Source organism: Streptomyces sp. NPDC029139 (genome assembly GCF_055564335.1).
Map to the genome: position 1 here is coordinate 87645 of NZ_JBVHWN010000015.1, position 24239 is coordinate 111883.

The 24239-nt window shown below is 72.1% G+C and carries 21 protein-coding genes; 16 read left to right on the top strand and 5 right to left on the bottom strand.

Features of this window, described 5'->3' with window-relative positions:
• Window positions 1–68 precede the first annotated feature (68 nt).
• The 7 genes from pyrF (at window position 69) to ACZ4VW_RS27640 (ending at window position 7486) form a co-directional block, all read left to right on the top strand.
• The gene (gene pyrF / locus ACZ4VW_RS27610) at window positions 69–914 is read left to right on the top strand and encodes an orotidine-5'-phosphate decarboxylase (protein WP_467966960.1); all 846 of its coding nucleotides are present in this window, start codon (window positions 69–71) and stop codon (window positions 912–914) included.
• Window positions 915–1187: 273 nt separating this feature from the next.
• A complete protein-coding gene (locus ACZ4VW_RS27615; RefSeq protein ID WP_030693098.1) occupies window positions 1188–1511 on the top strand; it encodes an integration host factor in 324 nt (107 codons plus the stop codon).
• A 49-nt stretch (window positions 1512–1560) separates the two neighbouring features.
• Window positions 1561–2124, top strand: a complete 564-nt coding sequence (gmk, locus tag ACZ4VW_RS27620) for a guanylate kinase (protein ID WP_467966962.1) — start codon at window positions 1561–1563, stop codon at window positions 2122–2124.
• Between the two features lie 70 nt (window positions 2125–2194).
• A complete protein-coding gene (rpoZ, locus tag ACZ4VW_RS27625) occupies window positions 2195–2467 on the top strand; it encodes a DNA-directed RNA polymerase subunit omega (RefSeq protein WP_005319902.1) in 273 nt (90 codons plus the stop codon).
• Between the two features lie 109 nt (window positions 2468–2576).
• Window positions 2577–3842 (top strand): bifunctional phosphopantothenoylcysteine decarboxylase/phosphopantothenate--cysteine ligase CoaBC, encoded by a 1266-nt coding sequence (gene coaBC / locus ACZ4VW_RS27630; RefSeq protein WP_467966964.1) that lies wholly within the window; start codon window positions 2577–2579, stop codon window positions 3840–3842.
• A gap of 211 nt (window positions 3843–4053) precedes the next feature.
• A complete protein-coding gene (gene metK, locus ACZ4VW_RS27635) occupies window positions 4054–5262 on the top strand; it encodes a methionine adenosyltransferase (protein WP_467966966.1) in 1209 nt (402 codons plus the stop codon).
• Between the two features lie 94 nt (window positions 5263–5356).
• Entirely contained in the window at window positions 5357–7486 is a 2130-nt protein-coding gene (locus ACZ4VW_RS27640; RefSeq protein ID WP_467966968.1) for a primosomal protein N', read from the top strand.
• A 58-nt stretch (window positions 7487–7544) separates the two neighbouring features.
• Here the strand turns inward: ACZ4VW_RS27640 and ACZ4VW_RS27645 are convergent, their stop codons facing one another.
• On the bottom strand, window positions 7545–8063 hold the full coding sequence (locus tag ACZ4VW_RS27645; protein WP_467966970.1) for a hypothetical protein: 519 nt from the start codon (window positions 8061–8063) through the stop codon (window positions 7545–7547).
• Between the two features lie 418 nt (window positions 8064–8481).
• Between ACZ4VW_RS27645 and fmt the strand changes: the two genes are divergently transcribed.
• The 5 genes from fmt to ACZ4VW_RS27670 all read left to right on the top strand — a co-directional run bounded on the left by fmt (window position 8482) and on the right by ACZ4VW_RS27670 (window position 14930).
• Window positions 8482–9432 carry a methionyl-tRNA formyltransferase gene (gene fmt, locus ACZ4VW_RS27650; protein WP_467966972.1) on the top strand — a complete coding sequence of 317 codons (951 nt, stop codon included), beginning with the start codon at window positions 8482–8484 and terminating at the stop codon, window positions 9430–9432.
• A 352-nt stretch (window positions 9433–9784) separates the two neighbouring features.
• Window positions 9785–11206, top strand: a complete 1422-nt coding sequence (locus ACZ4VW_RS27655) for an RsmB/NOP family class I SAM-dependent RNA methyltransferase (RefSeq protein WP_467966974.1) — start codon at window positions 9785–9787, stop codon at window positions 11204–11206.
• A gap of 222 nt (window positions 11207–11428) precedes the next feature.
• Entirely contained in the window at window positions 11429–12112 is a 684-nt protein-coding gene (gene rpe / locus ACZ4VW_RS27660; RefSeq protein WP_467966976.1) for a ribulose-phosphate 3-epimerase, read from the top strand.
• A 118-nt stretch (window positions 12113–12230) separates the two neighbouring features.
• On the top strand, window positions 12231–13280 hold the full coding sequence (locus ACZ4VW_RS27665) for a sugar-binding transcriptional regulator (RefSeq protein ID WP_467966978.1): 1050 nt from the start codon (window positions 12231–12233) through the stop codon (window positions 13278–13280).
• A gap of 207 nt (window positions 13281–13487) precedes the next feature.
• Window positions 13488–14930 carry a GuaB1 family IMP dehydrogenase-related protein gene (locus ACZ4VW_RS27670; RefSeq protein WP_467966980.1) on the top strand — a complete coding sequence of 481 codons (1443 nt, stop codon included), beginning with the start codon at window positions 13488–13490 and terminating at the stop codon, window positions 14928–14930.
• Between the two features lie 201 nt (window positions 14931–15131).
• Here ACZ4VW_RS27670 and ACZ4VW_RS27675 read toward each other — a convergent pair whose 3' ends face one another.
• A complete protein-coding gene (locus tag ACZ4VW_RS27675) occupies window positions 15132–16160 on the bottom strand; it encodes a GDSL-type esterase/lipase family protein (RefSeq protein WP_467966982.1) in 1029 nt (342 codons plus the stop codon).
• A 289-nt stretch (window positions 16161–16449) separates the two neighbouring features.
• Between ACZ4VW_RS27675 and ACZ4VW_RS27680 the strand changes: the two genes are divergently transcribed.
• Window positions 16450–17931 (top strand): amino acid permease, encoded by a 1482-nt coding sequence (locus ACZ4VW_RS27680; protein WP_467966984.1) that lies wholly within the window; start codon window positions 16450–16452, stop codon window positions 17929–17931.
• Window positions 17932–17941: 10 nt separating this feature from the next.
• Window positions 17942–18397 (top strand): Lrp/AsnC family transcriptional regulator, encoded by a 456-nt coding sequence (locus ACZ4VW_RS27685; RefSeq protein WP_015032260.1) that lies wholly within the window; start codon window positions 17942–17944, stop codon window positions 18395–18397.
• 4 nt (window positions 18398–18401) lie between these two features.
• Here ACZ4VW_RS27685 and ACZ4VW_RS27690 read toward each other — a convergent pair whose 3' ends face one another.
• On the bottom strand, window positions 18402–18953 hold the full coding sequence (locus tag ACZ4VW_RS27690) for a Repetin (RefSeq protein ID WP_467966986.1): 552 nt from the start codon (window positions 18951–18953) through the stop codon (window positions 18402–18404).
• A gap of 274 nt (window positions 18954–19227) precedes the next feature.
• On the opposite strand from ACZ4VW_RS27690, the gene ACZ4VW_RS27695 reads away from it, so the two are divergent.
• Entirely contained in the window at window positions 19228–20034 is an 807-nt protein-coding gene (locus tag ACZ4VW_RS27695) for a carbon-nitrogen hydrolase family protein (RefSeq protein ID WP_467966988.1), read from the top strand.
• A 74-nt stretch (window positions 20035–20108) separates the two neighbouring features.
• On the top strand, window positions 20109–21803 hold the full coding sequence (locus ACZ4VW_RS27700) for a flavin monoamine oxidase family protein (RefSeq protein ID WP_467966990.1): 1695 nt from the start codon (window positions 20109–20111) through the stop codon (window positions 21801–21803).
• Between the two features lie 134 nt (window positions 21804–21937).
• Here ACZ4VW_RS27700 and ACZ4VW_RS27705 read toward each other — a convergent pair whose 3' ends face one another.
• Window positions 21938–22651 (bottom strand): DUF5995 family protein, encoded by a 714-nt coding sequence (locus ACZ4VW_RS27705; RefSeq protein WP_467966991.1) that lies wholly within the window; start codon window positions 22649–22651, stop codon window positions 21938–21940.
• 74 nt (window positions 22652–22725) lie between these two features.
• Window positions 22726–24156: a uracil-xanthine permease family protein gene (locus ACZ4VW_RS27710; RefSeq protein WP_467966993.1), complete on the bottom strand. Its 1431-nt coding sequence runs from the start codon at window positions 24154–24156 to the stop codon at window positions 22726–22728.
• Window positions 24157–24239: the final 83 nt, after the last annotated feature.

The following is a 24239-nucleotide window of genomic DNA, read 5'->3' on the forward strand; positions in this document are numbered from 1 at the left end:
GGCCGCCACGCGCGCGACACCGCCGACCCCGCGGCCGCGCGCGGGGCCGCACACCCACGGAGGAATTCATGACCGACCCGATCGAGCCCTTCGGCTCGCGCCTGCGCCGAGCGATGGACCAGCGCGGTCCGCTCTGCGTCGGCATCGACCCGCACGCCGCGCTCCTCGGCTCCTGGGGCCTCGGCGACGACATCGCCGGCCTGGAGCGCTTCACCTTCACGGTCGTCGAGGCGCTGGCGGACAGCGTGGCCGTCTTCAAGCCGCAGGCCGCGTTCTTCGAGCGCTTCGGCTCGCGCGGCATCGCCGTCCTGGAGCGCGCCGTCGCCGAGCTGCGGGCCGCGGGCGGCCTGGTCGTGATGGACGCCAAGCGCGGCGACATCGGCTCCACCATGGCCGCCTACGCCGAGGCGTTCCTCCGGCAGGACTCCCCGCTCTTCTCGGACGCCCTCACGGTCTCCCCGTACCTCGGCTACGGCTCGCTGAAGCCGGCCGTCGACCTGGCGAAGGAGTCCGGGGCGGGGCTCTTCGTGCTGGCCCTCACCTCCAACCCGGAGGGGGCGGAGGTCCAGCGGGCGGTGCGCGAGGACGGCCGCACGATCGGCGCCACCATGCTCGCCCACCTCGCCGCGGAGAACGCGGGCGCGACCCCGATGGGTTCCTTCGGCGCGGTCGTCGGCGCGACGCTCGGCGACCTGTCCTCCTTCGACCTCGACATCAACGGCCCGCTCCTCGCTCCCGGCCTCGGTGCCCAGGGCGCCGCTCCGGCCGACCTCCCGGCGGTCTTCGGCGCGGCGGTGCGCAACGTGGTCCCGAACGTCAGCCGCGGCGTCCTGAAGCACGGCCCGGACGCCACCGCCCTGCGGGCCGCCGCGGAGCGCTACGCGACGGAAATCCGCGAGGCCGTCGCCGTCTGACCTGTCGCGGGACCAATCCGCAGGTCGGGGCCGTCTCACTCCTTGACGAGAACTTGGCTCAAAACCCGGTCGTTATGCCCGGAAAGTCCTGGTCGGTCGATGCTGACCAGGACTTTTCGCTTGTTCTCGCTGACTGGAGAGGCATTGGCCGCTAGTCTCCGGGGCAGAGTCAGCGTTCAGCGGTCACACGTTGATCGTTGCTCCACTGGTGTGGGGCGACTAGGTTCCCCACCGGTCCGTATCCGACAGTTCGACATCCGAGGTGACGTAGGCGTGGCTCTTCCGCCCCTTACCCCTGAACAGCGCGCAGCCGCGCTCGAAAAGGCCGCCGCGGCTCGCCGGGAGCGGGCCGAGGTCAAGAATCGACTCAAGCACTCCGGCGCCTCCCTCCACGAGGTGATCAAGAGTGGCCAGGAGAACGACGTCATCGGCAAGATGAAGGTCTCCGCGCTGCTCGAGTCGCTCCCGGGCGTGGGCAAGGTCCGCGCCAAGCAGATCATGGAGCGGCTCGGCATCTCCGAGAGCCGTCGTGTGCGCGGGCTCGGTTCCAACCAGATCGCCTCCCTGGAGCGCGAGTTCGGCAGCACCGGCGCCTGAGACGGGAGTGCCGTCCCAGGCATCCCCGTACAGCTGGAATAATCGCTGCATGGCAGCAGAGGTTCGTCCGCGACTGACCGTGCTCTCCGGCCCCTCCGGGGTCGGCAAGAGCACGGTCGTCGCTCATATGCGCAAGGTCCACCCCGAGGTCTGGCTCTCGGTGTCGGCCACGACACGAAAGCCGCGCCCCGGCGAGAAGCACGGCGTGCAGTATTTCTTCGTCTCCGACGACGAATTCGACAAGCTGGTCGCCAACGGGGAACTCCTCGAATGGGCCGAGTTCGCGGGCAACCGCTACGGCACGCCACGGCGCGCGGTCCTGGAGCGTCTGGAGGCCGGCGAGCCGGTCCTCCTGGAGATCGACCTCCAGGGCGCCCGGCAGGTCAAGGACTCCATGACGGACTCACAGCTGGTCTTCCTGGCTCCGCCGAGCTGGGAGGAACTGGTCCGCCGGCTCACCGGCCGCGGCACCGAGTCGCCCGAGGTCATCGAGCGCCGACTGGCCGCCGCGAAGATCGAACTGGCCGCCGAGGCGGAGTTCGACACCACCCTGGTCAACACCTCCGTCGAGGACGTGGCCCGTGAGCTGCTAGCCTTGATGAACGTTGTTTGATCATTTTCTGATCGCCTGGATCTGATCACCCCGATCAGCCCACCCAGAAGTTTCTTCGGAAGGCAAGAGAGTGTCCTCTTCCATCACCGCGCCCGAGGGCATCATCAACCCCCCGATCGACGAGCTGCTCGAGGCCACCGACTCGAAGTACAGCCTCGTGATCTACGCGGCCAAGCGCGCGCGTCAGATCAACGCGTACTACTCGCAGCTCGGCGAGGGCCTCCTCGAGTACGTCGGTCCGCTCGTCGACACCCACGTCCACGAGAAGCCGCTCTCGATCGCCCTGCGCGAGATCAACGCGGGCCTGCTGACCTCCGAGGCCATCGAGGGCCCGGCGCAGTAAGCACTGTCACGTTTCTCACCTCAGGCCCGGCGGAACAACCGCCGGGCCTGTGGTGTCTCATGGAGTCGTAGGCGTCCGAGTACGCATCCGAGTGCGGGGAGTGGCAGTGGTGACCAAGCCGAAGGTCGTTCTGGGCGTCAGCGGCGGCATCGCCGCCTACAAGGCCTGTGAGCTGCTCCGGCGGCTGACCGAGTCCGGCCACGACGTGCGCGTCGTGCCCACCGACTCCGCCCTGAACTTCGTCGGCGCGGCCACCTGGTCCGCCCTCTCCGGCCACCCGGTCTCCACCGAGGTGTGGGAGTCCGTCCACGAGGTCCCGCACGTACGGATCGGACAGGCCGCCGACCTCGTCGTCGTGGCCCCCGCCACCGCCGACATGCTCGCCAAGGCCGCCCACGGCCTCGCCGACGACCTGCTGACGAACACGCTGCTCACCGCCCGCTGTCCGGTCGTCTTCGCCCCGGCGATGCACACCGAGATGTGGGAGCACCCGGCCACCCAGGAGAACGTCGCCACGCTGCGGCGCCGCGGCGCCGTCGTCATCGAACCGGCCGTCGGCCGGCTGACCGGCGTCGACACCGGCAAGGGCCGGCTGCCCGAGGCCGCGGAGATCTTCGAGGTCTGCCGCAGGATCCTGGCCCGCGGCACCGCGGCCCCCGACCTCGTCGGCCGCCACGTCGTGGTCAGTGCCGGCGGCACCCGCGAGCCCCTCGACCCGGTCCGCTACCTGGGCAACCGCTCCTCCGGCAAGCAGGGCTACGCCCTCGCCAAGGCCGCGGCCGCCCGCGGCGCCCGGGTCACCCTCGTCGAGGCCAACACCGGCATTCCCGACCCGGCCGGCATCGACGTGGTCCACGTCGGCACCGCCGTCCAGCTGCGCGAGGCCGTCATCAAGGCGGCGGCCGACGCCGACGCCGTGGTCATGGCGGCGGCCGTCGCCGACTTCCGCCCCGCCGTCTACGCGGCGGGGAAGATCAAGAAGCGGGACGACGTCGAGGCGCCGACCGTCGAACTGGTCCGCAACCCGGACGTCCTCGCCGAGATCTCCGCCGAGCGGGCCCTGCCCGGCCAGGTGATCGTCGGCTTCGCCGCCGAGACCGACGACGTCCTCGCCAACGGCCGGGAGAAGCTGCGCCGCAAGGGCTGCGACCTCCTCGTGGTCAACGAGGTGGGGGAGCGCAAGACCTTCGGATCCGAGGAGAACGAGGCGGTGGTGCTGGCGGCCGACGGCGCCGACACGCCCGTACCGTACGGACCGAAGGAGGCCCTCGCGGAAACCGTCTGGGATCTGGTCGCACCGCGTCTGCGGTCCATGCCCGCGGAGAATTCCGGGGAATCCACTGATCGTCCGGATTTCACCGCCACGGCCGAGTGAAACCCCGTGAATCCGGTCCTCTCGGGCGACCGGAACGGGTGTTCGTGTCGCGAGGGAGGCCGGATTCGGTGAGCATCCGGCTCCCACCTTGCGAGACACCTGGCCCAAGGCCCGAGCCCGCCCAGTAGACTGGTCTCGGTACGACGCGGGGCGCAGCCCCCTGCCGTCCGACATTGTTGAGCCAGCAGCCGCTGCAACCACAGGGAGCATTGTGTCCCGTCGTCTGTTCACTTCGGAGTCCGTGACCGAAGGTCACCCCGACAAGATCGCTGACCAGATCAGCGACACCATTCTCGACGCGCTCCTCCGCGAGGACCCCACCTCCCGTGTCGCCGTCGAGACGCTGATCACCACCGGCCTCGTGCACGTCGCCGGTGAGGTGACCACGAAGGCGTGGGCCGACATCCCCACCCTCGTACGGAACAAGATCCTCGAGATCGGGTACGACTCCTCGAAGAAGGGCTTCGACGGCGCCTCCTGTGGCGTCTCGGTCTCCATCGGGTCGCAGTCCCCGGACATCGCGCAGGGCGTCGACACGGCGTACGAGAAGCGCGTCGAGGGCGACGAGGACGAGCTGGACAAGCAGGGCGCCGGCGACCAGGGCCTGATGTTCGGCTACGCGTCGGACGAGACCCCGGAGCTGATGCCGCTCCCGATCCACCTCGCCCACCGGCTGTCCAAGCGCCTGACCGAGGTCCGCAAGAACGGCACCATCCCGTACCTGCGCCCCGACGGCAAGACCCAGGTCACCATCGAGTACGACGGCGACAAGGCGGTCCGCCTCGACACGGTCGTGGTCTCCTCGCAGCACGCCTCGGACATCGACCTCGAGTCGCTGCTCGCCCCCGACATCCGTGAGTTCGTCGTCGAGCACGTGCTGCAGCAGCTCGTCGAGGACGGCATCAAGCTGGACACCGAGGGCTACCGCCTCCTGGTCAACCCCACCGGGCGCTTCGAGATCGGCGGCCCGATGGGCGACGCCGGCCTCACCGGCCGCAAGATCATCATCGACACGTACGGCGGCATGGCCCGCCACGGCGGTGGCGCCTTCTCCGGCAAGGACCCGTCCAAGGTCGACCGCTCGGCCGCCTACGCCATGCGCTGGGTCGCCAAGAACGTCGTGGCCGCCGGCCTCGCCTCGCGCTGCGAGGTCCAGGTCGCGTACGCGATCGGCAAGGCGGAGCCCGTCGGCCTCTTCGTCGAGACCTTCGGCACCCACACGATCGAGCCCGAGAAGATCGAGAACGCCATCGGCGAGGTCTTCGACCTCCGCCCGGCCGCGATCATCCGCGACCTCGACCTGCTGCGCCCGATCTACGCGCAGACGGCGGCGTACGGCCACTTCGGCCGCGAGCTCCCCGACTTCACCTGGGAGCGCACGGACCGCGTGGACGCGCTGCGCAAGGCCGCCGGCCTGTAGGCGACGGCAGCACACGTGACGGAAGCCCGGCACCCCGTGGGGGGCCGGGCTTCCGCATGTCCCGCTGTCGGTGCCGTCTGGTAGGTATGGGGCTGTGAGCAGCGAGAACGAGAAGTCCGACGGGCCCGAACAGCTCGCGCTCATTCGGGAGACCGTACGGAAGGCGAAGGTGCCGCGGGCCAAGCCGCGGACGTGGCGGGGCGCCGCGCTGGCCAAGGAGCTGCCCGTGGCACGGGTGGTGGTCAACAAGGGCGTGCTGCACCTCGACCAGTTCTTCGACTACGCCGTGCCCGAGGAGCTGGACGCCGTCGCGCAGCCCGGGGTACGGGTGCGGGTGCGGTTCGGGGCCGGGGCACATCAGGTCAGGGACGGGCGGCGCGAGGGCGGCCGGCTGATCGACGGCTTCCTGATCGAGCGGCGGGCCGAGTCCGACTACCAGGGGGCGCTGGCCGCGCTCGCCGACGTCGTGTCCCCCGAGCCGGTGCTGAGCGCCGAGCTCCTGGGTCTCGCGCGCGCGGTGGCCGACCGGTACGCGGGCAGCCTGGCCGACGTGCTCCAGCTGGCGATACCGCCCCGCAACGCCCGCGCGGAGGCCAAGGCGTCCCCCGAACCGCTGCCGTCGCCCGCCGCGCCGGACGCGGGCACCTGGAGCCGGTACGAGCACGGCCCGGCGTTCCTGGACGCCCTCGCCGGCGGCCGGGCGCCCAGGGCCGTGTGGAACGCGCTGCCGGGGCCGCACTGGGCCGACGAGCTGGCCCGCGCCGTGGGCGCGACCCTCGCCTCCGGCCGGGGCGCGCTGGTCGTCGTACCCGACGGACGGGCCGCGGCACGGGCCGACGCGGCCCTCACCGCCCTCCTCGGGCCGGGACGGCACGCCCTGCTCACGGCGGAGACCGGGCCCGAGAAACGCTACGCCCAGTGGCTCGCGGTACGGCGGGGCTCCGTGCGCGCCGTCGTGGGCACCCGGGCCGCGATGTTCGCCCCCGTACGGGACCTCGGACTCGTCGCCATCTGGGACGACGGGGACGGCAGCCACAGCGAGCCGCACGCCCCCCAGCCCCACGCCCGGGACGTGCTCCTGCTGCGCGCCGCCCACGACAAGTGCGCCTTCCTGCTCGGCTCGACCAGCTGCACGGTCGAGGCCGCGCAGCTCGTGGAGTCCGGCTGGGCCGCGCCCCTGGTGGCCGGCCGGGACCAGGTGCGCGCCGCCGCCCCGCTCGTACGGACCGTGGGCGACACCGATCTCGCCCGCGACGAGGCCGCGCGCGCGGCGCGGCTGCCGTCGCTGGCCTGGCAGGCGGTACGGGAGGGCCTGAAGACCGGCCCGGTGCTCGTCCAGGTCCCGCGGCGGGGCTATGTACCGAGGCTGGCCTGCGAGCGCTGCCGGACACCGGCGCGCTGCCGGCACTGCGCCGGACCCCTGGAGGCCCCCGAGCAGCAGGAGCTGCGCTGCGGCTGGTGCGGCCGGGGCGCGCAGGACTGGCACTGCGGGGAATGCGGCGCGACGCGGCTGCGGGCCCAGGTCGTGGGCGCGCGACGGACGGCGGAGGAGCTGGGCCGGGCGTTCCCCGCGGTTCCGGTGCGGACGTCCGGGCGGGACCACGTCCTCGACACCGTGCCGGGACGGCCGGCCCTGGTGGTCTCCACGCCGGGTGCGGAGCCCGTCGCCGACGGCGGCTACGCGGCCGCCCTGCTCCTCGACGGCTGGGCCATGCTCGGCCGCCCCGACCTGCGCGCCGGGGAGGAGGCCCTGCGCCGCTGGATCGACGCGGCCTCGTTGGTACGGGGGCAGAGCGAGGGCGGCACGGTGGTCGTCGTCGCGGAACCCACCCTGCGGCCGGTGCAGGCCCTCGTGCGCTGGGACCCCGTCGGCCACGCCCAGCGCGAGCTGGCGGAACGGGCGGAGCTGGGCTTCCCGCCGGTCTCCCGGATGGCGGCGGTCTCCGGGCCGCCCGAGGCGGTCGAGAGCTTCCTGGCGGCGGCCGAACTTCCCGGCGACGCCGAGGTGCTGGGTCCGGTTCCGCTGCCCGTCGTACGGCCCGGCGGGCCCCGGCGGCCGGGTGACACCCCGCCGGGGGAGCAGTGGGAGCGGGCCCTGGTGCGCGTACCGCCGGGCAACGGGGCGGCGCTGGCCGCCGCGCTGAAGAAGGCGCAGGCGGCGAGGCTGGCCCGGGGCGGCGGCGAGCCGGTCCGGGTGCGCGTCGACCCCCCGGACATCGGCTGACACACCGTCGGCCGCCCACCCCCGAGGGGCGAGCGGCCGAGGGTGCCGTGGGAGCGGGTCAGCCGTTGCGCGGGCCCGGGAAGGCCGGGGGCCGGGGGTCCTCGCGCAGGGACTGGGACACGGGGGTGGGCTGCGGGGGCATCGTGCGGGCCGGCGGGACCACCGGGAGCGTGCGGGTCGTGCCCGGCTCCGTGGCGCGGTCCTGCTCCACGACGGCGCCCGGCTGGGGCGCGCGCCGGGCGCCGTAGCGGCGGTGGACGGCCTGCTTGGTGACCCCGAGCGCCGAGCCGACGGCGTCCCACGAGAACCCGAGGGAGCGGTCGAAGTCGACCGCCGCCGTCACCAGGGTCTCGACACTGTCCCGCAGCTCCTGGGCGAGCCGTACGGTCGGGGCGGGCGCCCGCCCGTAGACGACGAAGCCCGTCGACGGGCCGGAGCGGCGCGGGCGGTAGACATTGCCCAGCTGGGCCGTGAGCGTGCGCAGTGCGTCCACCTGCCGCCGGACCCGCTCGATGTCCCGCACCAACAGATGCAGACTTGCCCGGGCTTGGGCGTCGTGGGTTGCGTGGTCGGCCATGTGAAAGCCTCTCGAACCGGCGTGGAAAAGGATGGGCCACAAGGGGGAGGGCGGCCCGTTTCGGTCAATCTCTCTTGACCAACGCGCTACCCGTGGTTGGGTCACGCTGCGGGGGCGTACACGCATATGCGCGGGGCGCTCGTGCTCACGTACGCCCCCTCGCGTCCCGGCCCCTAGGGGGTGTCTTGTCGATCAGGCCGGGCTCGCGTGCCCTGGCACCGCGCCTCGCCGCGTTGTCGTCGGTCGCCAACGCTCCGCGTTGACTCCCCCCTCCGCCTTGCGATCCGTCCCCTCGGCCCCGGCGGGCCTGGGGAGGCCCCATGCACCAGACCCCGCTCACTGACCCGGCCTGATCGACAAGACACCCCCTAGACTGGTGCGCTGCCCGCCACCGCCCCGAGATGCGAGGTTTCCCCGAGTGAAGCTGGTCTTCGCAGGCACCCCCGAGGTCGCCGTGCCCGCCCTGGACGCCCTGCTCGCCTCCGGCCGGCACGAGGTGGCCGCCGTCGTCACGCGCCCCGACGCCCCGGCCGGCCGCGGCCGCCGCCTGGTCGCGAGCCCCGTCGCCGAGCGCGCCGAGGAGGCCGGGATCGAGGTGCTCAAGCCGGCGAGGCCGCGCGACGAGGCGTTCCTCGCGCGCCTGCGCGAGATCGCCCCGGACTGCTGCCCGGTCGTCGCCTACGGGGCGCTGCTGCCCAAGGCCGCCCTCGACATCCCCGCCCACGGCTGGGTCAACCTGCACTTCTCGCTGCTGCCGGCGTGGCGCGGCGCGGCGCCCGTGCAGCACGCCGTGATGGCGGGCGACGAGGTGACGGGCGCGTCGACCTTCCAGATCGAGGAGGGCCTCGACTCCGGTCCTGTCTACGGCGTGATCACCGAGGACGTCCGTCCCACCGACACCAGCGGGGACCTGCTCACCCGGCTCGCCTTCGCCGGCGCCGGGCTGCTCGCGGCCACGATGGACGGCATCGAGGACGGCAGCCTGAAGGCCGTCCCGCAGCCGGCCGAGGGCGTCACCCTCGCCCCGAAGATCCAGGTCGAGGACGCCCACGTGGACTGGAAGGCACCGGCGCTGCGCGTGGACCGCGTCGTGCGCGGCTGCACGCCCGCCCCGGGCGCCTGGACCGTCTTCCGCGGCGAGCGCCTGAAGCTGATCCAGACGGCACTCGTCCCCGACCGCACCGACCTGACGCCGGGCGAGCTCGCCGTCGGCAAGAACAACGTGTACGTCGGCACCGGCTCGCACGCCGTCGAACTGCTCTGGGTCCAGCCCCAGGGCAAGAAGCCGATGAAGGCGGCTGACTGGGCGCGCGGGGTACGGATCGCCCCCGGCGAGCGCGTGGGCCTCCAGGCCGTGTCCGGAAAGTAGCGCCGTCTGCCCGCAGGGCAGGGCCCGCGGCGTCCGGTGCGTGCGATCGCAAGGCGGAGGGCCGCCCTCGTACTGGGCGTACTGGGGCGATCCGACAACGCGGCGTGAGGCCACCTCCCGTGCCCGAAGGGCTACGGGGGAGGGCGTGCCAGGCGTCGCGGGCCAGGCGGGACTTTCCGGACACGGCCTAGCACAGGCGGGACTTTCGCGGCACGCCCTGGCTCGCGTCCGGAATGTCCCGCCCGGCCCCGGGCGGGGCACCCGACGGCGTCCGGGGGCCTGCTCCGCGTACCGGAACGGCAGACGTACGCTGAGAGGGTTCGACCTTTTCATTTCTCACGCGGAGCACCTTTTGAGCGAGCAGGCACGTCGCCGTCCCTCCAAGCCGTACCGGCGTCCCAAGAAGGATCCCGTCAGGATCCTGGCCTTCGAGGCACTCCGGGCCGTCGACGAGCGGGACGCGTACGCGAACCTCGTGCTGCCGCCCCTGCTGAAGAAGGCCCGCGAGCAGGGCGACTTCGACGGGCGGGACGCGGCGCTCGCGACCGAGCTGGTCTACGGGACGCTGCGGCGGCAGGGGACGTACGACGCGATCGTCTCGGCCTGCATCGACCGCCCGCTGCGCGAGGTCGACCCGCCGGTGCTCGACGTGCTGTCGCTCGGCGCGCACCAGCTGCTCGGTACCCGCATCCCCACCCACGCGGCCGTCTCGGCCAGCGTGGAGCTGGCGCGGGTGGTGCTCGGGGACGGGCGGGCCAAGTTCGTGAACGCCGTCCTGCGGAAGATCGCGCAGAACGACCTCGACACCTGGGTCGAACAGGTCGCGCCGCCGTACGAGGACGACGCCGAGGACCATCTCGCGGTCGTGCACTCGCACCCCCGCTGGGTCGTCTCCGCGCTGTGGGACGCGCTCGGCGGCGGCCGGGCCGGTATCGAGGACCTGCTGGAGGCCGACAACGAGCGGCCCGAGGTGACGCTCGTGGCCCGGCCGGGGCGCGCCACCACCGAGGAACTGACCGGCGAGGACACCCTGCCCGGCCGCTGGTCGCCGTACGCCGTGCGGCTGGCCGAGGGCGGCGAACCCGGTGCCATCGAGGCCGTGAAGGAGGGGCGCGCGGGCGTCCAGGACGAGGGCAGCCAGCTGGTCGCGATCGCGCTGGCCCACGCGCCCCTGGAGGGACGTGACGAGCGCTGGCTCGACGGCTGCGCCGGCCCCGGCGGAAAGGCGGCCCTGCTCGGCGCCCTGGCCGCCCAGCGCGGCGCCACCCTGCTCGCCTCCGAGAAGCAGCCGCACCGCGCCCGCCTGGTCGAGCGCGCGCTGGCCGGCAACCCCGGCCCGTACCAGGTCATCGCCGCCGACGGCACCCGCCCGCCGTGGCGCCCCGGCTCCTTCGACCGGGTCCTGATGGACGTGCCCTGCTCCGGTCTCGGCGCCCTGCGCCGCCGCCCGGAGGCCCGCTGGCGCCGCCGGCCGGAGGACCTGGACGGCTTCGCCCCCCTGCAGCGGGGCCTCCTGCGGGAGGCGCTGTCGGCGGTCCGCGTCGGGGGAGTGGTCGGGTACGCGACCTGCTCGCCGCACCTGGCGGAGACCCGTGTGGTCGTCGAGGACGTCCTCAAGGGCCGCGGCGGCCCGGCCGTCGAGGCGGAGTGGATCGACGTCCGCCCGCTGATGTCCGGCGTCCCCGCGCTCGGCGAGGGCCCGGACGTCCAGCTGTGGCCGCATCTGCACGGCACCGACGCCATGTACCTGGCGCTGCTCCGCCGTACCGCCTGACGGCCGGAAGGCACCGGCCCGCCGTACCGCCCGACGGCCGGAAGGCACCGGCCCGCCGTACCGCCCGACGGCCTGAGGGCGCCGGCCCGTCCGGCATGTGGACCCCGGGCTCGGCCCCCATCCGGGCCGAATCCGGGCCGAATCCCTACCGAACCCGGGCGGATCCCGGTCCGAAACCGCTCCGCGGCAAAGAAGTGGCCAAGAGCATGGCAGGCTTGGCACATGGCGCAGATCAACCCCAGCATCCTGTCCGCAGACTTCGCCCGCCTCGCCGAGGAGGCGAAGGCCGTCGACGGTGCCGACTGGCTGCATGTCGATGTCATGGACAACCACTTCGTGCCCAACCTGACGCTCGGCGTGCCGATCGTCGAGTCGCTCAGCCGGGCGACGGACACCCCGCTGGACTGCCACCTCATGATCGAGGACCCGGACCGCTGGGCCCCGCAGTACGTGGAGGCCGGCGCCGGTTCGGTCACCTTCCACGTGGAGGCCGCGGCCGCGCCCGTGCGTCTGGCGCGCGAGATCCGGGCGAAGGGCGCGCGGGCCTCGATGGCGCTCAAGCCCGCCACGCCCATCGAGCCGTACGAGGACCTGCTCCCCGAACTCGACATGCTGTTGATCATGACCGTGGAGCCCGGCTTCGGCGGTCAGGCCTTCCTCGACATCATGCTGCCCAAGATCCGGCGCACCCGTGAGCTGATCTCCAAGCACGGCCTGGAGCTGTGGCTGCAGGTCGACGGCGGGGTCGCCGAATCCACCATCGAGCGGTGCGCCGAGGCCGGCGCCGACGTCTTCGTCGCCGGATCCGCCGTCTACGGCGCCGCCGACCCGGCGGAGGCCGTCCGCGCGCTCCGCGCCAAGGCCGAGTCCGCGACCGCCTCGGCGGCGTGGGCGTGTGGCCACTGAGCCACCGTCAGATGAACGCGGTCCGTCGGAGGGCCGACAGGACTGATCAGGGCCCCTCGTATCTGACAGGATGAACGTCGGGTCCAGAGTGTGAACGGCAGAAGTGAACCAGCGGTACGTGAACAGCAGTGAGGAGATCGCGGTGGCGGGAATCTCGGCGGGACGGTCAGCCCTGCGGATGGGTCCCGCGGAGCTGGTGCAGGCGGCGGCCATGGCCCGCCGCTTCTACCTCGAGGGCAAGTCCAAGATCCAGATCGCCGAGGAGTTCGGCGTGAGCCGCTTCAAGGTGGCCCGGGTCCTGGAGACCGCCCTCGAACGCGACCTCGTACGGATCGAGATCCGCGTACCCGCGGAGCTGGACGCCGAGCGCTCCGACGCCCTGCGGGCCCGCTACGGGCTCCGCCACGCCGTCGTCGTCGAGTCCCCGGCCGAGGGCGAGGAGGAGTCGCCCGACCCGGAGAACCTCGGCGAGGTCGCGGCCGACCTGCTCGGCGAGCTGGTCAACGAGGGTGACGTCCTCGGCCTGGCCTGGGGCCGCTCCACCATCCACATGGCCGCGGCCCTCGACCGGCTGCCCCCGTGCACGGTCGTGCAGCTCACGGGCGTGTACGACGCCGGGACCGCCGAGCGCGGCTCGGTCGAGGCGGTACGGCGTGCCGCCCAGGTCTCCGGCGGCGAGGCGCACCCCATCTACGCGCCGATGCTGCTGCCCGACCCGGCCACGGCCGCCGCGCTACGGAACCAGACCGGCATCGCGCGTGCCTTCGAGTACTTCGACAAGGTCACCGTCGCCTGTGTCTCCATCGGCTCCTGGGAGCCGGGCATCTCGACCGTGCACGACATGCTCTCGGACGAGGAGCGCGCGCACTACGCCTCCCTCGGCGTCGCCGCCGAGATGTCCGCGCACCTCTTCGACGCCGACGGGCGCCGGGTGGGCCGCGACCTCGGCGAGCGCTGCATCACGGTGGAGGCCGACCGGCTGCGCCGGATCCCCGAGGTCGTGGCGATCGCGGGCGGTCAGCGCAAGGCCGCGGCGATCGGCGCGGTGCTCCGCTCGGGGCTCGTCACCAGTCTGGTGACCGACCGCGCGGCGGCGGACTTCCTGCTCACCGAGTCGGCTCCCGGCTCGCGCCCCGCTCTGGAGCGCAAGGACCCGGACGGCGTCTGAGCGCCGGCACCTCCCCGGCGACCGCGCGAGCCCCAGTCCTCGCGCGGCCGCTCCCTCGCCCTCGTACGATCCGACAAAGGTGCTGCCGCAAGGCTCGGATGATCCGCCCGGGTCTGGTATGGGTACCGGCGTGGGACAATGAACTACGTGCTTTTTCCCCTGGCTGAAATGCCTAGGGGCCGATCCGAACGACTGGGATGTCAGCACGTGCGTTTCCTCAATGACGTCAAGCCGCCCTACGACCTGACGTACGACGATGTCTTCATGGTGCCGAGCCGCTCGGCCGTGGGCTCCCGCCAGGCCGTGGACCTCACCTCACCGGACGGTTCCGGTACGACGATCCCGCTGGTCGTCGCCAACATGACCGCGATCGCCGGCCGCCGCATGGCCGAGACCGTCGCCCGCCGCGGCGGCATCGTCGTCATTCCCCAGGACATCCCCATCGAGGTCGTCACCGACGTCATCTCGTGGGTCAAGAGCCGCCACCACGTCCTGGACACCCCCATCGTCCTGGAGCCCCACCAGACCGTCGCCGACGCGCTCTCGCTGCTGCCCAAGCGGGCGCACGACGCCGGTGTCGTCGTCGACGGGGACCGCCGTCCGGTCGGAGTCGTCACCGACGCCGACCTGTCCGGCGTGGACCGCTTCACCCAGCTGTCCGAGGTCATGTCCAAGGACCTGCTGCTCCTCGACGCCGACATCGAGCCGCGCGAGGCGTTCAACAAGCTGGACCACGCCAACCGCCGCTACGCCCCGGCCGTCGACAAGGACGGGCGCCTGGTCGGCATCCTGACCCGCAAGGGCGCGCTCCGCGCGACCCTCTACACGCCCGCCACCGACGCGAACGGCAAGCTGCGCATCGCCGCCGCCGTCGGCATCAACGGCGACGTCGAGGGCAAGGCCAAGCAGCTCCTCGACGCCGGTGTCGACACCCTCGTCGTCGACACGGCGCACGGCCACCAGGAGTCGATGATCGCCGCGATCAAGGCCGTCCGGGGTCTCGACCCGCACGTCCCGATCGTCGCCGGCAACATCGTCGCCGCCGAGGGCGTGCGCGATCTCGTCGAGGCCGGCGCGGACATCATCAAGGTCGGCGTGGGTCCCGGCGCCATGTGCACCACCCGCATGATGACCGGTGTCGGCCGCCCGCAGTTCTCCGCCGTCCTGGAGTGCGCCGCCGAGGCGAAGAAGTACGGCAAGCACGTCTGGGCCGACGGCGGTGTCCGCCACCCGCGTGACGTCGCCATGGCGCTCGCCGCGGGTGCGTCCAACGTCATGATCGGTTCGTGGTTCGCCGGGACCTACGAGTCCCCGGGCGACCTCCACGCCGACGCGAACGGCCGCCTTTACAAGGAGTCCTTCGGCATGGCCTCGGCGCGCGCCGTGCGCAACCGCACCAGCGAGGAGTCCGCGTACGACCGCGCCCGCAAGGGCCTTTTCGAGGAGGGCATCTCGACCTCCCGGATGTTCCTCGACCCGGCCCGCCCGGGTGTCGAGGACCTGATCGACTCGATCATCGCGGGCGTCCGCTCCTCCTGCACCTACGCGGGCGCGGCCTCGCTGGCCGAGTTCGAGGAGAAGGCCGTCGTCGGCATCCAGAGCGCCGCCGGTTACGCCGAGGGCAAGCCGTTGCACGCCAGCTGGACCTAGTCGGTCGGGCCGGACTCCGGCCCCGCCCACGCACGCGCACGCAGAAGGGCCCCGCGAGACCTCTCGCGGGGCCCTTTTCTGTCGTCGCCTCCGCACCCCTGGGGCGGCCTCCGCCTCGGGCACGGCCCTCGTCCGGCCCGGTCCGGGTCGGGCCCCGGCCACGGTCGACCGAGGTCCGTCCCGGCGCCGCCCCAACCCCTCTCAGGTCCGTACGTGCGGGCGCAGCGCGTCCGCGACCGCCGCCGCGATCCGCGCATGCCCCCGGTCGTCGGGGTGCAGCCCGTCCGCCAGGTCCTCGGGGCCGAGCAGGGGCCGGCCGGAGAGCACCAGAAGCCGCTCGTCGCCCTCCGCGGCCAGGTCCCGGCCCGCGTGCTCCATGGCCGCGCGCAGGTCCTCCAGAGTGGCGCCCAGGGCGTTGGGGGTGGTCTCCGCCTCCGGGCGCAGCACGGGGGAGAGGACCAGCAGGGGGGCGTCGGGGTGGCCGCGGCGCACGAGCCCGACGTAGCTGCGCACCCTCTCGTACAGCCAGTCGGCCGAACACGGCGCCGCGGACCAGCAGTTGGTGCCGAAGGCGAGGGTGACGAAGGCGCCGGGGAGGCGCGCGAGCTGCTCGGCGAGCGGAAGCTCCCCGCGGGCGCCGCCCGCGTAGCCGAGGTTGACCGTGTCCAGGCCGAGCTCGCGTCCCGCCGTCGCCGGCCAGGAGCGGCCCGGCCGGGTCGACCACCAGCCCTCGGTGATCGAGTCGCCATGGACCAGCCATCGCCTGCGCCGGGGCGCGGGCGTGAGCGAGCCGCCGACCGCGCGCAGGCCGAGGACGACCGGTCCCCAGTCCTCGGGCGGATGCACGCCGAACACCCCGCCGTCCGGGGGGAGGGGAAGCACGACCGTGGCCTCCTCGGCCGGATCCGTCAGGACCTCCCCGACGCGTCGTGTGCCCCGCCACACCTCGAAGCAGTGCGGCAGGGGACCCGGCGAGGCCGTCCGGTAGCGCAGTTCGACCGCCCGGGTGCCCGGCGCGGCGGCGAACTCGACCCGTACTCCGATGGGCAGGGCGGCCCGCTCGGCTGTGTCCCAGGGCAGCCGGGCCAGGTCGGCGGGGTCGGCGCGCACCGCCCGCCCCCGGTCGAGCCATGCCGTACCGCGCAGAAAGGGTTCCGGGGCGAGCCAGCCCGCCGCCGTCTCCTGGGGTCGGAGGGGGGTGGGGTGCGCGCTGAGGGGGTCGTCGGACATGAGAAGTGCATGCCACGCCGGAGGCGGTTCACACCCCTGATGTGCTGATTCATGCGGTGAGGCGCAATGTTTCCCCGTCTGTGCCGCAAGTGCGCAATGATCATCCATGAGTGCGCAACATCCCTGCATTACGGACGCGAAGCGTGAAGGCTTAGGCTCATGCCTCGTACCAGGAGTGGCGGCGACCGCCTGCTCGGCGGTCCCTCATCCCTCGCGGGTTCCTTTCCCCCTGCTCGCGTGCCGCCGCGGTCGTCGCGTCCCGACAGGCAGCGATCAAGGAGCCCCCGCAGTGCTGGATCAAGGCACAGCCCCGCCGGCCACCGAGCCGACCGTCCCCAAGAGCTCGGTGCTCTCCGCCCTCATCCGGCGCAAGCCGGTGGAACAGCTGGTCGCGGAGGGTGGACAGGGCGAGGGCGGTTCGCTCCGGCGCTCGCTCTCGATGTGGCAGCTGACGATGATCAGCATCGGCGCCACGCTGGGCACCGGCATCTTCGTCGTCCTCGGCGAAGCCGTGCCGGAGGCCGGCCCGGCCGTCACCGTCGCCTTCGTGCTCGCCGGACTCACGGCGCTGTTCTCGGCGCTCTCGTACGCCGAACTGGCCGGCACCATCCCCGTCGCCGGATCGTCGTACTCGTATGCGTACGCAACGATGGGTGAAGTCGTCGCCTGGATCTGCGGCTGGTGTCTGCTCCTGGAGTACGGCGTTTCCGTCGCGGCCGTGGCCGTCGGCTGGGGCGACTACCTCAACGAGCTCCTCGACGGGACCATAGGCGTCACCCTCCCGGCGGCGCTCACCGCGCCCCCCGGCGACGGCGGCGTGTTCAACCTGCCCGCCCTGATCGTCGTGATGCTGGCGATGGTGTTCCTGCTCGGCGGCGCCAAGGAGTCCGCCCGGGCCAACACGATCATGGTCTTCGTCAAGATCGCCTCGCTGGTGCTGTTCTGCGCGATCGGCTTCATCGGCTTCGACTCCGGGAACTACTCGGACTTCATGCCGCTCGGCCGCGAGAGCATCGGCGCCGCTGCGGCCATCCTCTTCTTCTCGTACATCGGCTTCGACGCCGCCTCCACCGCCGGTGAGGAGGCCAAGAACCCCAAGCGCGACCTGCCCCGGGCGATCATGCTCTCGCTGGTGATCGTCACCGCGCTGTACGTCCTCGTCGCCGCCGTCGCGGTCGGCGCGTGGGACTGGAAGAAGTTCGCCGGTACCGACGCCACTCTCGCCGCGATCATGAACGACGTCACCGGACAGAGCTTCTGGGGCACCCTGCTCGCCGCCGGCGCCGTCATCTCCATCGCCAGCGTCGTCCTGACCGTGCTCTACGGCCAGACCCGCATCCTCTTCGCCATGTCCCGCGACGGCCTCGTGCCCAAGGTCTTCCGCAAGGTGAACCCCAGGACCGGCACGCCCCGCGCCAACACCGTGCTCGTCTCGCTCTTCTGCGGCATCCTCGCCGCGGCCGTCCCGCTCGGCGAGCTCGTCAACGCCACCAGCATCGGCACGCTCTTCGCCTTCGCCCTGGTCAACGTCGCCGTCGTGGTGCTCCGCTACACGCGGCGCGACATGGAGCGCTCCTTCAAGGTGCCGTTCGGGCCGCTCTTCCCCGTGCTCGGCTTCGCGTTCTGCGGATACAGCATGTACAGCCTCGACCTGATCACCTGGGCGTACTTCGGTGCGTGGATGGCCGCGGGCCTCGTGTTCTACTTCCTGTACGGCATGCGCCGCTCCCGCCTGGCCACGGACGTGGTGGCCACCGACGCAGAGAAGTGATCCACCCGTAGTGCGACTCAACGACCTCGACGAACGCATCGTCCACGCCCTCGCGGAGGACGCCCGCCGTTCCTACGCCGACATCGGCTCGCTCGTCGGTCTGTCCGCGCCCGCCGTGAAGCGGCGCGTGGACCGGCTCCGGGCCGAGGGCGCCATCACCGGCTTCACCGTACGCGTGGACCCGGCGGCGCTCGGCTGGGAGACCGAGGGGTTCGTGGAGATCTACTGTCGCCACAACACCTCGCCGGACGACATCCGGCGAGGGCTCGAGCGGTATCCCGAGGTGGTGTCCGCGTCGACCGTCACCGGCGACGCGGACGCCGTCGTCCAGGTCTTCGCCTCGGACATGCGTCACTTCGAGCGCGTCCTGGAGCGGATCGCGGGCGAGCCGTTCGTGGAACGCACCAAATCGGTCCTGGTGCTCTCGCCGCTGCTGCGGCGCTTCTCCTCCGGCTCGCCCGCGTGACCCTCTAGTTGTACGGGACCTGCCAGGGCAGGACCTTGTAGTCACCGGTGCCGGCCTTCGTCTTCTCGAACGGCGCGGCACTGGTGCACTTCGGCACGTCGTCGTCGTACGGGTCGTTCGACGCCATCCAGCTGTAGCCGAGCCGGTCGTGCTTCCCCAGGTCGTGCACCGAGATGCCGACGCGCTTGCCCACGGACGGCGTCAGGAGACCGTCGGCCCTGGTGATCACCCCCGTGACCGTCGCGACCTTGCCGCCCGTCACCAGACAGTCCACCTTCACGTCGGCCGACGCGGCGAAGTCCCCGACGTAGTGGCTGAAGCTGAACGTGCCCGTCGCCCGCGTCGGGTCCCGCCGGTCCTTCGCCGCCAGATGGGCGTCGACGGTGAACGTGATGTCGTCGCCCGTCGTCCGATAGAGCTTCGCGCTTCCGGTCAGCGCTGCCGCCTCGCGGCTCCCGCCGCCCGCACCGTCCCCGGAGGCGACGGCGGAGCCCGCGGCCCCGGCTGTGATCAACAGGGCGGCGGTCAGGGCGGCGATCTTCGTACGGTGGTTCATGGCGGTCCTCTCGGCAGGTCGGCCGGACGACGACCACTCTTCCGGCCACGCCGCCCGGGAGCGTCGTGCCACGGAAGGGTCCCTCTCTCCGCCGCGTGGCGGAGGAGCCCTACGACCCCCGCCGGGGCCGTACGCAACGAATCACCGCGATGCGCTCCGATCGCGCAACGGTTCGACGGTCGGTCCGCAACGGTCCAGCCTTGTCCCCGCCGAGGGCGAAACCGTACCGTTTTTGACGTCTTCCCCCTGTAGTCCGATCCCCCGAGGATGGCCCATGCCCGCGCTGCGCACCGCCCTGCTCCAGAGTTCCGGACAGCCCGGTGACGTGGCCGCCAATCTCGCCGTCCTCGACGAGGCCGCCGGCCGTGCCGCGGCCACCGGCGCCGGGCTCCTGATCGCCCCCGAGCTCTTCCTCACCGGGTACGCGATCGGCGCGGACGTCCCCCGGCTCGCCGAGCCCGCCGACGGCGCCTCCGCCCAGGCCGTCGCCGCCCTCGCCGCACGCCACGGCCTGGCGATCGTCTACGGCTACCCCGAGCGGGACACCGAGCGCCACGGGGTGCTGTACAACTCCGCCCAGCTGATCGGCGCCGACGGCACCCGGCTCGCGAACTACCGCAAGACCCACCTCTTCGGCTGCTTCGAGCAGAAGTGGTTCACCCCCGGTGAGGACACGGTCGTCCAGGCGGAGCTCGGCGGTGTCCGGCTCGGCATGATGATCTGCTACGACGTCGAGTTCCCCGAGAACGTCCGCTCGCACGCCCTGGCCGGTACCGACCTCCTCGTCGTGCCGACCGCCCAGATGCACCCCTTCCAGTTCGTCGCCGAGTCGGTCGTCCCGGTCCGCGCCTTCGAGAACCAGATGTACGTGGCGTACGTGAACCGGACCGGACCCGAGGGCGAGTTCGAGTTCGTCGGCCTCTCCACGCTGGCCGGCCCCGACGGCACCCCGCGCGCCCGCGCCGGCCGCGGCGAGGACCTCGTCTTCGGCGAGGTCGACCCCGCCTTCCTGGCGGCCTCCCGCGAGAACAACCCCTACCTGCGCGATCGCCGCCCCGGCCTCTACGGCTCCCTCGTCTGAGCCGCGCCTCGCCCGAGCCGCCCCCGCCTTCCCGCTCCCTCCCCAGTCTTTTCCGTGCAAGGAGTCCGTACCCCATGACGTCCACGGTGCCCACCGCCGTCCAGCACACCGACGCGCAGCCGCCGATCACCATGTTCGGTCCGGACTTCCCGTACGCGTACGACGACTTCCTGGCCCACCCGGCCGGGCTCGGCCAGATACCCGCGACCGAGCACGGCACCGAGGTCGCCGTCATCGGCGGCGGTCTCTCCGGCATCATCGCCGCCTACGAGCTGATGAAGATGGGCCTCAAGCCCGTCGTCTACGAGGCCGACCAGATCGGCGGCCGGCTGCGCACCGTCGGCTTCGAGGGCACCGGCACCGAGAACCTGACGGCGGAGATGGGCGCCATGCGCTTCCCGCCCTCCTCGACCGCCTTCCAGCACTACGTCGACCTGGTGGGCCTGGAGACGCAGCCCTTCCCGAACCCGCTCGCCGAGTCGACCCCGTCGACCGTCGTCGACCTCAAGGGCGAGTCGCACTACGCCGAGACCGTCGCCGACCTGCCGCAGGTCTACCGCGACGTCGCCGCCGCGTGGAACGCCTGCCTGGAGGAGGGCGCCGACTTCTCCGACATGAACCAGGCCATGCGCGAGCGCGACGTCCCGCGCATCCGTGAGATCTGGTCGAAGCTCGTCGAGAAGCTCGACAACCAGACCTTCTACGGCTTCCTGTGCGACTCGGAGTCCTTCAAGTCCTTCCGGCACCGCGAGATCTTCGGCCAGGTCGGCTTCGGCACCGGCGGCTGGGACACCGACTTCCCCAACTCCATCCTGGAGATCCTCCGCGTCGTCTACACCGAGGCCGACGACCACCACCGCGGCATCGTGGGCGGCTCGCAGCAGCTGCCGCTGCGCCTGTGGGAGCGCGAGCCGGAGAAGATCGTCCACTGGGCGCAGGGCACCTCGCTGTCCTCGCTGCACGGTGGCGAGCCCAAGCCCGCCGTGACCCGGCTGAACCGCACCGCGGGCAACCGGATCACCGTCACCGACGCCTCCGGCGACATCCGCACGTACCGGGCGGCGATCTTCACCGCCCAGTCCTGGATGCTGCTCTCCAAGATCGCCTGCGACGACTCGCTCTTCCCGATCGACCACTGGACGGCGATCGAGCGCACCCACTACATGGAGAGCTCCAAGCTCTTCGTGCCCGTGGACCGGCCGTTCTGGCTGGACAAGGACGAGGAGACCGGCCGGGACGTCATGTCGATGACGCTGACCGACCGGATGACCCGCGGCACCTACCTCCTGGACGACGGTCCGGACAAGCCCGCCGTCATCTGCCTCTCGTACACCTGGTGCGACGACAGCCTGAAGTGGCTGCCGCTGTCCGCGAACGAGCGGATGGAGGTCATGCTGAAGTCGCTCGGCGAGATCTACCCGAAGGTCGACATCCGCAAGCACATCATCGGCAACCCGGTGACCGTGTCGTGGGAGAACGAGCCCTACTTCATGGGCGCCTTCAAGGCCAACCTGCCGGGGCACTACCGCTACCAGCGGCGCCTGTTCACCCACTTCATGCAGGACCGGCTGCCGGAGGACAAGCGGGGCATCTTCCTCGCGGGAGACGACATCTCCTGGACGGCCGGCTGGGCCGAGGGCGCCGTGCAGACCGCGCTGAACGCGGTGTGGGGCGTGATGCACCACTTCGGCGGCGCGACCGACGCCACCAACCCGGGGCCGGGCGACGTGTACGACGAGATCGCCCCGGTGGAACTCCCGGAGGACTGACCCCCAGGGCCTGATCCAAGAGGCGGGCCCTGGCTCGCGGACACACCGACCGGCCCCCGCGGAACTTCCCGGGGGCCGGTCGCGTTGGGGGAGTGGGGCGGACAGTACCGGTGTGCGAGCGGCCGCGAGAGCGGTCAGCCGCGCCGTGCGAGCGGCGTCAGCAGCATCCGCCCCACCAGACCCACCGACCGGTCGAGGCGTTCCCGGAACTCCTCGGCCAGGTCGGGCAGCTCCCGCAGCTGCCAGAGCGAGCGCGCGGCGAGCCAGGCCCCGTCGCGCGCCCGTTCCAGGCTCCAGCAGCCCAGCAGATGCGTCAGGGGGTCGGTGATCTCCAGCAGGTCCGGGCCCGGCATCACTTCCTCGCGGATGCGCTCCTCGAGCAGGACGAGGATGTCGCCGACGCGGTCGAACTCGTCCTCCAGCTCCCGCGGAGCGCACTCCAGCTCCCGGCAGGTGTCGACCACGGCGAGAGCCAGGTCGTGGCCGATGTGCGCGTTGATGCCGGCGAGCGCGAACTGCAGCGGCCGCACGCCCGGGTGGCGACGGTACGTGAACAGGGGCCGCCAGCAGGCCGGGGCGGGGGCGCCGGTGGAGACCGCGTCGACCACCGCGAGATAGCGCTCCGCGAAACGGACGTCGAGAACCGCGGCCGCCCGCCGGTCGGTGAAGGTGCCCGACTCGATGGCCCGGCCGATCTCCTCCGTCACCGTCAGATAGACACGGTTGAAGACGGCGACGCCGTCGGTCGGGTGCCAGGCGGAGCGGATGGTACGCATCCGCTCCACCACGGGGTCGATCGCCGTGAACTGACCGATCTGCTGGGTGCCGATCTGCTGGGTCTGCGCCATGAGGGCAGCGTTCCAGCAGCCGGCCCCGGGAGGGAACCGTCCGGGCCCGGCTTCCCCAGAACGGGCGAATACCCCTACGACTTGGTGGCGGACTCGTCCTCGGTACCGCCCGCGGCCGTACCGCCGCCGGCCGAGCCGGTCTCGTACCTGCTGGTGCCGGCGTCCAGCAGCGGCTCCTGCCGCTTCATGTGCGCCGGGGCGAAGGCCCGCAGCACGTGGTACCCGGTGATCACGACGAGCGTGCCCAGCGCGATCCCGCCCAGCTCGAAGGTGTCGGTGAAGGTCAGCTTCACGCCGCCGACGCCGATGATGATGCCCGCCGCGGCCGGCACCAGGTTGAGCGGGTTGCGCAGGTCGACGTCGGCGTTGATCCAGATCTGGGCGCCGAGGAGGCCGATCATGCCGTAGAGGATCACGGTGATGCCGCCGAGCACTCCGCCGGGAATCGCGGCGACGACCGCGCCGAACTTGGGGCAGAGGCCGAAGAGCAGCGCGAAACCGGCCGCGGCCCAGTAGGCGGCGGTGGAGTAGACCCGGGTGGCGGCCATGACCCCGATGTTCTCGGAGTACGTGGTGTTCGGCGGGCCGCCCACGGCGGTCGACAGCATCGAGGCGGCGCCGTCGGCCGCGATCGCGGTGCCCAGCTTGTCGTCGAGCGGGTCGCCGGTCATCTCGCCGACGGCCTTGACGTGACCGGCGTTCTCGGCGATCAGGGCGATGACGACGGGAAGCGCGACGAGGATCGCCGACCACTCGAAGCTTGGGCCGTGGAAGGAGGGCAGGCCGACCCAGTCGGCCTGGGAGACGCCCGAGAGGTCGAGGCGCCAGTGGTCGGTGACCTGGCCGCTCGGGGCGACCGAGTGGATCTTGCCGAAGACCAGGTCGAAGACCCACGAGATGCCGTAGCCGAAGATCAGGCCGAGGAAGATCGCGATGCGGGACCAGAAGCCGCGCAGACAGACCACGGCCAGACCGGTGAACAGCATGACCAGCAGCGCCGTCCACTGGTCCTGCGGCCAGTAGGTGGCGGCCGTGACCGGGGCGAGGTTGAAGCCGATCAGCATGACGACGGCGCCGGTGACGATCGGCGGCATCGCCGCGTGGATGATCCGGGCGCCGAACCTCCGTACCGCCAGACCCGCCAGGAACAGCACCGCGCCGACGACCAGCACCGCGCCGGTGACGGTCGCGCTGGTGCCGCCAGAGGCCCGGATGGCCGCGGCGACACCGACGAAGGAGAGCGAGCAGCCCAGATAGCTGGGGACCGTGCCCCGCGTCGCGAGCAGGAAGATCACCGTCGCGACGCCGGACATCATGATCGCGAGGTTCGGGTCGAGACCCATGAGCACGGGCGCCACGAAGGACGCGCCGAACATCGCGACCACGTGCTGGGCGCCGAGGCCGGCCGTACGGGGCCAGGAGAGCCGCTCGTCCGGCCGGACGACGGCTCCTGGAGCGGGTGTCCGTCCGTCGCCGTGCAGGGTCCAGCGCACGCCGAGGTTCATGGGGTCGCTCCAGTTCTCCGGTTCCGGTGGCCGGTTCGCCGCGCGAATCATCGGCCGAAAAAGATCAGCCACATGGTAATGCG